Origin of the sequence: Novosphingobium sp. (genome assembly GCF_030696665.1) — a bacterium.
Taxonomy (GTDB): Bacteria; Pseudomonadota; Alphaproteobacteria; order Sphingomonadales; family Sphingomonadaceae; genus Novosphingobium.
On the sequence record NZ_JAUYRV010000050.1, the window covers coordinates 36572 to 43030 of the forward strand.

At 65.1% G+C, this 6459-nt stretch carries 7 protein-coding genes; 5 read left to right on the plus strand and 2 right to left on the minus strand.

The features are described 5' to 3' along the window. Positions 1 to 13 precede the first annotated feature (13 nt). From Q8R81_RS16035 to Q8R81_RS16055, 5 genes are read left to right on the plus strand one after another with little or no spacing between them, the layout of a single operon-like run. Entirely contained in the window at positions 14 to 970 is a 957-nt protein-coding gene (locus tag Q8R81_RS16035; protein ID WP_305619528.1) for a MoxR family ATPase, read from the plus strand. After that, entirely contained in the window at positions 967 to 2295 is a 1329-nt protein-coding gene (locus Q8R81_RS16040; protein WP_305619529.1) for a DUF58 domain-containing protein, read from the plus strand. Before Q8R81_RS16035 ends, Q8R81_RS16040 begins: the two co-directional genes overlap by 4 nt. Next, on the plus strand, positions 2292 to 3359 hold the full coding sequence (locus tag Q8R81_RS16045; RefSeq protein ID WP_305619530.1) for a stage II sporulation protein M: 1068 nt from the start codon (positions 2292 to 2294) through the stop codon (positions 3357 to 3359). The genes Q8R81_RS16040 and Q8R81_RS16045 overlap by 4 nt, the downstream gene beginning before the upstream one ends. Beyond that, on the plus strand, positions 3359 to 4339 hold the full coding sequence (locus Q8R81_RS16050; RefSeq protein ID WP_305619531.1) for an RDD family protein: 981 nt from the start codon (positions 3359 to 3361) through the stop codon (positions 4337 to 4339). Before Q8R81_RS16045 ends, Q8R81_RS16050 begins: the two co-directional genes overlap by 1 nt. Then, positions 4336 to 4812, plus strand: a complete 477-nt coding sequence (locus Q8R81_RS16055) for a GNAT family N-acetyltransferase (protein WP_305619532.1) — start codon at positions 4336 to 4338, stop codon at positions 4810 to 4812. Before Q8R81_RS16050 ends, Q8R81_RS16055 begins: the two co-directional genes overlap by 4 nt. A gap of 43 nt (positions 4813 to 4855) precedes the next feature. Here Q8R81_RS16055 and Q8R81_RS16060 read toward each other — a convergent pair whose 3' ends face one another. Beyond that, entirely contained in the window at positions 4856 to 5788 is a 933-nt protein-coding gene (locus Q8R81_RS16060; protein ID WP_305619533.1) for an electron transfer flavoprotein subunit alpha/FixB family protein, read from the minus strand. Further along, positions 5788 to 6459: electron transfer flavoprotein subunit beta/FixA family protein (locus Q8R81_RS16065; protein ID WP_305619534.1), on the minus strand; the 672-nt coding region annotated here is incomplete at its 5' end. The genes Q8R81_RS16065 and Q8R81_RS16060, both read right to left, overlap by 1 nt.

Sequence of the window (6459 nt, forward strand, 5' to 3'; positions counted from 1 at the left end):
AGATGCACCTAGAATGACCCTAGGCGACCTTGGCGCGCTTTCCGCCGCCATCCGGGCCGAAGTTGGCAAGGCTGTGGTGGGTCAGGAACAGGTGCTCGACCATCTCCTCGTCGCACTCTTCGCAGGTGGCCATGTCCTGCTTGAAGGACCGCCCGGAACCGCCAAGACGTTCCTCGCGCAGACCTTCGCCGCCACGCTGGGTCTGGACTTCGGCCGCATCCAGTTCACCCCCGATCTGATGCCCGGCGACATCCTCGGCTCCAACCTGTTCAACTTCCAGACCAGCCAGTTCACGCTGACGCGCGGCCCGATTTTCCACGAATTGCTGCTGGCCGACGAAATCAACCGCACCCCGCCCAAGACGCAAGCCGCGCTGCTGGAAGCGATGCAGGAACGCCGGGTGACGCTCGACGGGCAGAGCCATGCCCTGTCGGATCGCTTCATGGTGGTGGCAACGCAGAACCCGATCGAGAGCCAGGGCGTATATCCCCTGCCCGAGGCACAGCTCGACCGCTTCCTCTTCAAGCTGCTCGTCGAATACCCCTCTGCCGAGGAAGAAGCGCGGATCGTCACCCGCTATGGCGAAGGGCGCGGCGCGCCAAAGCCTGCAGAACTCGGCGTTACAGCAGTGGCTGATGCCGCGCAGTTAAAGGCGGCGCAAGCAGCAGTCGCAGCGGTGACGATGGCCGAATCGGTGGTCGACTATGTCGTCCGCCTGATCCGCGCCACGCGTGAAAGCGGCGATCTGGTGGTGGGCGCAAGCCCGCGAGCAGCAGTGTTGCTCGCAGGCGCAGCGCGGGCGCGGGCGGCGCTGGATGGCCGCGAATACGCAATTCCCGATGACGTGAAAGCGCTCGCCACCGCCGTCTTGCGCCACCGCCTGATGCTCAGCCCTGCGGCAGAGATCGAAGGCAAGCAGGTGGAAGCCATCGTGGCCGCGCTGGTTGAGGGCACGGAAGCGCCGCGTTGAACAGACCGCCTGCCCTTCTGCCAACAGGCCGCGCGGTCCTGCTGATCGCAGGGTTGGCTCCGGTGGCGCTGTTGCTGGCAGCAGCGGCCCCCGGTGCATGGATCGCCGCGCCTGCGCTGGGCGGAGCGTTGCTGGTTCTGGTGCTGCTCGACGGGCTGTTCGCCGGATCGCTCGACGATCTGCGCGTGGTGGTGCCAAGCGATTCGGAAGTCGGTGAGACGTCAAAACTGACCGTATTGGCCGACCTTTCGCGCACCGCCCCCCGCGCGCGCCCTGAAGCCGCGCTGGAATGCGACCCACGCCTCAGCGCTGGCGGGCGCATCTCCCTGCCGCTCACTTTTGCCGACGGCGCATGGAGCGGGACCACCGACCTTGTGCCCAATCGTCGCGGGACCGGCGCGGTAACGCGCGTCTGGCTGCGCTGGACCGGGCCACTCGGCCTTGCGCACCGGCAGGCGAACCGCGCGCTGGACGCCGAAGTGCGAGTCTGGCCCAACATCGCCCCTGTACGCAGCCCGGCACTGCAAATCTTCCTGCGCGATGCCCAGTTCGGCATGATCGCACGCCGCATCCGGGGCGAAGGCACCGATTTTGAAGCGCTGGCCGAATACGAACCCGGCATGGACCGCCGCCGCATCGACTGGAAAAGCTCGGCCCGCCACGGAAAGCTCTATGCCAAGGAATACGAGGTCGAGCGCAACAACCAGATCGTCTTCGCCTTCGATTGCGGGCAGGCGATGTGCGAACCGATCGAGGGCCTGCCCCGGATCGACCGCGCGGTCACCGCCGCGCTGACCACCGCTTACGTCGCACTGAAAGCGCAGGACCGCGTCGCTCTGTTCGGCTTTGCTGCGCGGCCCGAAGTCGCCACGCCCTTCGTCACCGACAGCCGCGATTTCGCCCGGCTACAGCGCGCCGCCGCCAAACTGGATTACCACCCCGGCGAGCCGAACTTCACACTGGCCCTTTCCACACTGGCCGCGCGGCTGCGGCGGCGTTCGCTGATCGTGCTGTTCTCGGACTTCTCGGACCCCACCAGCGCCGAACTGATGGTGGAAAACGTGAGCCGTCTGGTCGACAAGCACTTGGTGCTGTTCGTGGTGATGACCGACGCCGAACTTGCCGGAATCACCACGGCGGACGTGACCGACATGCAATCGGTGGCCGAAGCCGTCACCGCCAGCAGCCTGATCCGCCAGCGCGCGCTGGTGCTGCAGCGGTTGCGGCATCTTGGCGTGCGCGTGCTGGAAGCGCGGCACGACCAGATCGGCACGCGCCTGCTCGACGCCTACCTTGCCATCAAGCGCGAAGGGAGGATCGGGTGAACGCCGTCACGACCGGTATTGCACAACGCATCGGCGGCTGGTTCTCCAAACCGTCCGAAACTGTCGTTGCTGCGGAACAGGCAGCGCTGCGGTCCGACCGGTTCCGGCTGGAGCGCGAGGCTGACTGGAAGCGGCTCGATGCGATCCTGAAACGCATGGAAGCAGGCCGCACGCGCGGGCTTTCAGACGAAGACCTGCTCGCCCTGCCCGCGCTTTATCGCACGGCGGCCTCAAGCCTTTCGATTGCGCGCGAAACGTCGCTCGATGCCGCGCTGGTCAGCTATCTTGAAGCATTGACGCAGCGGGCGTGGTTCCTGGTCTATGGCCCGCGCGCTTCGCTCTGGTCGTGGTTTCGCGGGTTTCTGGGCGGCGGGTGGAGCGCCAGTGTGCGCGGGCTTGGCATCGACCTGCTGATTGCGCTGGCGCTGATGGTGGCGGGAACGGTGGTCGGCTGGTTGCTCGTCGCGTCCAATCCCGAATGGTACTATTCGCTTGTCCCCGGCGGCTTCGCCGATGAACGGGTGCCGGGTGCCAGCAAGGAAGTGTTGCGCGGCACACTGTTCGGCAATCAGGATCAGGATGGGATGAGCGTGTTTGCCGCCAGCCTGTTCAGCAACAATGCGCAAGTTTCGATCCTGTGCTTCGCGCTGGGCTTTGCCTTTGGCCTGCCCACGATGCTGCTGCTGATCCACAACACCGCGCTGCTGGGGGCGATGCTGTGGCTCTATCACGGGCAAGGGTTGCTGCTCGATTTCGTCGGCTGGCTTTCCATCCACGGCACGACCGAGCTTTTCGCGATCCTGCTGGCAGGCGCGGCGGGCATTCACGTGGGGCGGTCGATGGCCTTTCCCGGCAACCTGCCGGTGATGGATGCGGCCGCGGCAGCGGGCCGGCGCGCAGCGCAAGTGATGACCGGAGTGGTGCTGATGCTGGTCATCGCCGCTTTGCTTGAAGGATTTGCGCGCCAGTTGGTCGATTCCACACCATCGCGGCTGATCGTGGGCACTTTCATGCTGGTGATGTGGACCGGCTATTTCTTCGCCTTCCGCAGGGGCGTGCGCTGATGGCCCTTGCCCTGAAGATACCCTTCCGACGCCGCGGCGAGGCCCGAACCGGTCCGATCCGCGCCGATGGTGACAAGCGGCGACGCATGGTGGTCTCGCCCGAAGGCGTGCCGATCCCGTTCATGCTGGCATCGCGCGGGTCGCGGGCGGCGGCGCTGTTCCTTGATCTGTTGATGATTTTCGGTGCCATCATCGGCTCCACTCTCATTCTCGCCTGGATCGCCGATGGCATCGGCTTTGATTTCGACAAGGAGGATGGCCCCGCCGGGCGCGCGATGCAGGCGCTGCTGATCGTGTGGGTGGTGGCGATGTTCCTGTTCCGCAACGCGTGGTTCCTGTTTTTCGAACTCGGCCCGCGCGGCGCTACGCCCGGAAAGCGCATCTGCGGCATCCGCGTGGCGGCCCGGGCGCGCGGGGAAAACGGCGGGCGGCTGACCACCGAAGCGGTGATTGCGCGCAATCTGGTGCGCGATATCGAACTGTTCATGCCGCTGATCTTCTTCATTTCCGCCAGTGTGGAGGGTGGCGATACCGAAATGGCCGGATGGGCGGGCCTCGGCTGGTTCCTGATCTTCGCGCTGTTCCCGTTCTTCAACCGCGACCGGCTGCGCTGTGGCGACATGATCGCAGGCACGTGGGTGGTCGAAGCGCCGAAGACAAAGCTCGAGACGGCGCTTTCGGTCGGCGAAGCTGCGCGCGGGCGCTCACAGGCGACCGGCGCGCAGTACAAGTTCAGCGATGCCGACCTTGCCATCTATGGTGAGTACGAGTTGCAAGTGCTCGAGCGCGTGTTGCGCGAAAACCGCGCCGATGGCATGCGCGATGTTACCGAGGCGATCTGCCGCAAGATTGGCTGGAGTGCAGGTGCGGGCGACGAACGCGCGTTTCTCGAGGCCTACTACGCGCAACTGCGCGCAAGGCTGGAAACCGGAATGCGCTTTGGCAAACGCAAGGCGGACAAGCATAGCGGGGGCGCATGAAGGAGAACTTGTGGATCGTCGAGGACGATCTTTCCGGCGAAGCGATACGCGAACTGGTGGCGCTGCACCTTTCGGGGATGCATGCCCATTCGCCCGCCTGCAAGGTTCACGCCCTGCCGGTGGAGCAATTGCGACAGCCCGGCGTGACGTTCTTCTCTGCGTGGATGGGCGAGGGGCTGGTCGGCATGGGCGCGATTCGTGAACTGGATGCTGCCCATGGCGAACTGAAATCGATGCGCGTTGCCCCCGAATGGCTGGGCAAGGGTATTGGCGAGGCGATGTTGCTGCACTTGCTGGGCGTGGCGCGGACGCGCGGATATGGCCGCGTCAGTCTGGAGACAGGGCAAGGTCCGGCATTCGAGCCTGCGTTGGGCCTTTATCGCAAACACGGCTTCGCCAATTGCGCAGCGTTTGCCGATTACGTGCTGGATGATTTCAGCCAGTGCCTGACGGTGACGCTGGGATCCAACTAACCTATTTGGAGTGTTTCCCCGGGGAAACACTCCAATATGGCAATCACAGCTTCCCCGTAAGTTCCGGCACGAGCGTGAAGAGATCACCGACAAGGCCGATGTCTGCGACCTGGAAGATGGGGGCGTCTTCGTCCTTGTTGATGGCGATGATGGTCTTGGAGTCCTTCATGCCGGCAAGGTGCTGGATCGCGCCGGAGATGCCGACCGCGATGTAGACTTCGGGGGCGACGATCTTGCCGGTCTGGCCGACCTGATAGTCGTTGGGCACGTAGCCTGCGTCCACCGCAGCGCGTGATGCGCCGATGCCTGCGTTCAGCTTGTCGGCCAGCGGGGTGATGATCTGCTCGAAGGTCGCTGCGTCCTTCAGCGCGCGGCCGCCCGAGACGATGATCTTGGCGCTGGTCAGTTCGGGGCGCTCGGACTTGGCGATTACGGCGCTGACGAAAGTGGACAGGCCGCTGTCGGCGGTTGCCGCGATGGCTTCGACGCTCGCGCTGCCGCCGGTCGGCTCAGCCTTGGCGAAGGCGGTGCCGCGCACGGTGATGACCAGCTTGGCATCGCTGCTTTCCACCGTGGCGATGGCGTTGCCGGCATAGATCGGGCGGGTGAAGGTCTTGGGGCCTTCGACCGACAGGATGTCGGACACCTGCATCACATCGAGCAGCGCGGCGACGCGCGGGGCGACGTTCTTGCCGGTGGTGGTGGCGGGCGCGACGAAGGCGTCGTAGTCCGCCATCAGGCCCGCGACGAGCGGGGCGAGATTTTCGGCCAGCGCGTTTTCGAGCGCGGCGTCATCGGCCTTGAGCACCTTGGCGACGCCTGCGATCTGCGCGGCGGCGGTTGCCGCACCATCGCAGCCTGCGCCTGCGACCAATGCGGTCACTTCGCCGATTTGGGCAGCGGCGGTGACGGCGGCGAGGGTGGCGTCCTTGACGGAGGCGTTGTCGTGTTCGACCAGAACGAGAACCTTCGACATCAGGCTACTCCCATTTCCTTGAGCTTGGCGACCAGCGTATCGACATCGGGCACCTTGATGCCCGCGCTGCGCACCGGCGGTTCGGTAACTTTCAGCGTCTTGAGGCGCGGGGCCACATCGACGCCGTAGTCGGCGGGCGTCTTGTTGGCCAAGGGCTTGGACTTGGCCTTCATGATGTTGGGCAGCGAGGCGTAGCGCGGTTCGTTCAGGCGCAAGTCGGTGGTGACCACGGCGGGCAGCGCCAGGCGCACGGTCTGCAGACCGCCATCGATCTCGCGCTTGACCACAACGGCGTCACCTTCGACGCTGATCTCGTTGGCGAAAGTGCCCTGCGGACGGCCCAGCAGCGCGGCGACCATCTGGCCGACCTGGTTCGAATCGTCGTCGATCGCCTGCTTGCCGGTGATGATCAGGCCGGGGGCCTCTTCATCGGCAATGCCCTTGATGATCTTGGCGACGGCCAGCGGCTCGACCTCATCCTCAGACAGCACCAGAATCGCCCGGTCTGCGCCCATCGCCAGCGCCGTGCGCAGCGTTTCCTGCGCCTTCTGCGGTCCGACAGACACCGCCACGATCTCGGTCACCACGCCCTTTTCCTTCAGGCGAATGGCTTCCTCAACCGCGATCTCGTCAAACGGGTTCATGCTCATCTTCACGTTCGCAAGATCAAC

Bases quoted from the DNA above. Each gene is read 5' to 3' on its own strand.
- Q8R81_RS16035 (WP_305619528.1), top strand. From the start codon at position 14: ATGACCCTAGGCGACCTTGGCGCGCTTTCCGCCGCCATCCGGGCCGAA.
- Q8R81_RS16055 (WP_305619532.1), top strand. From the start codon at position 4,336: ATGAAGGAGAACTTGTGGATCGTCGAGGACGATCTTTCCGGCGAAGCG.
- Q8R81_RS16050 (WP_305619531.1), top strand. From the start codon at position 3,359: ATGGCCCTTGCCCTGAAGATACCCTTCCGACGCCGCGGCGAGGCCCGA.
- Q8R81_RS16060 (WP_305619533.1), bottom strand. From the start codon at position 5,788: ATGTCGAAGGTTCTCGTTCTGGTCGAACACGACAACGCCTCCGTCAAG.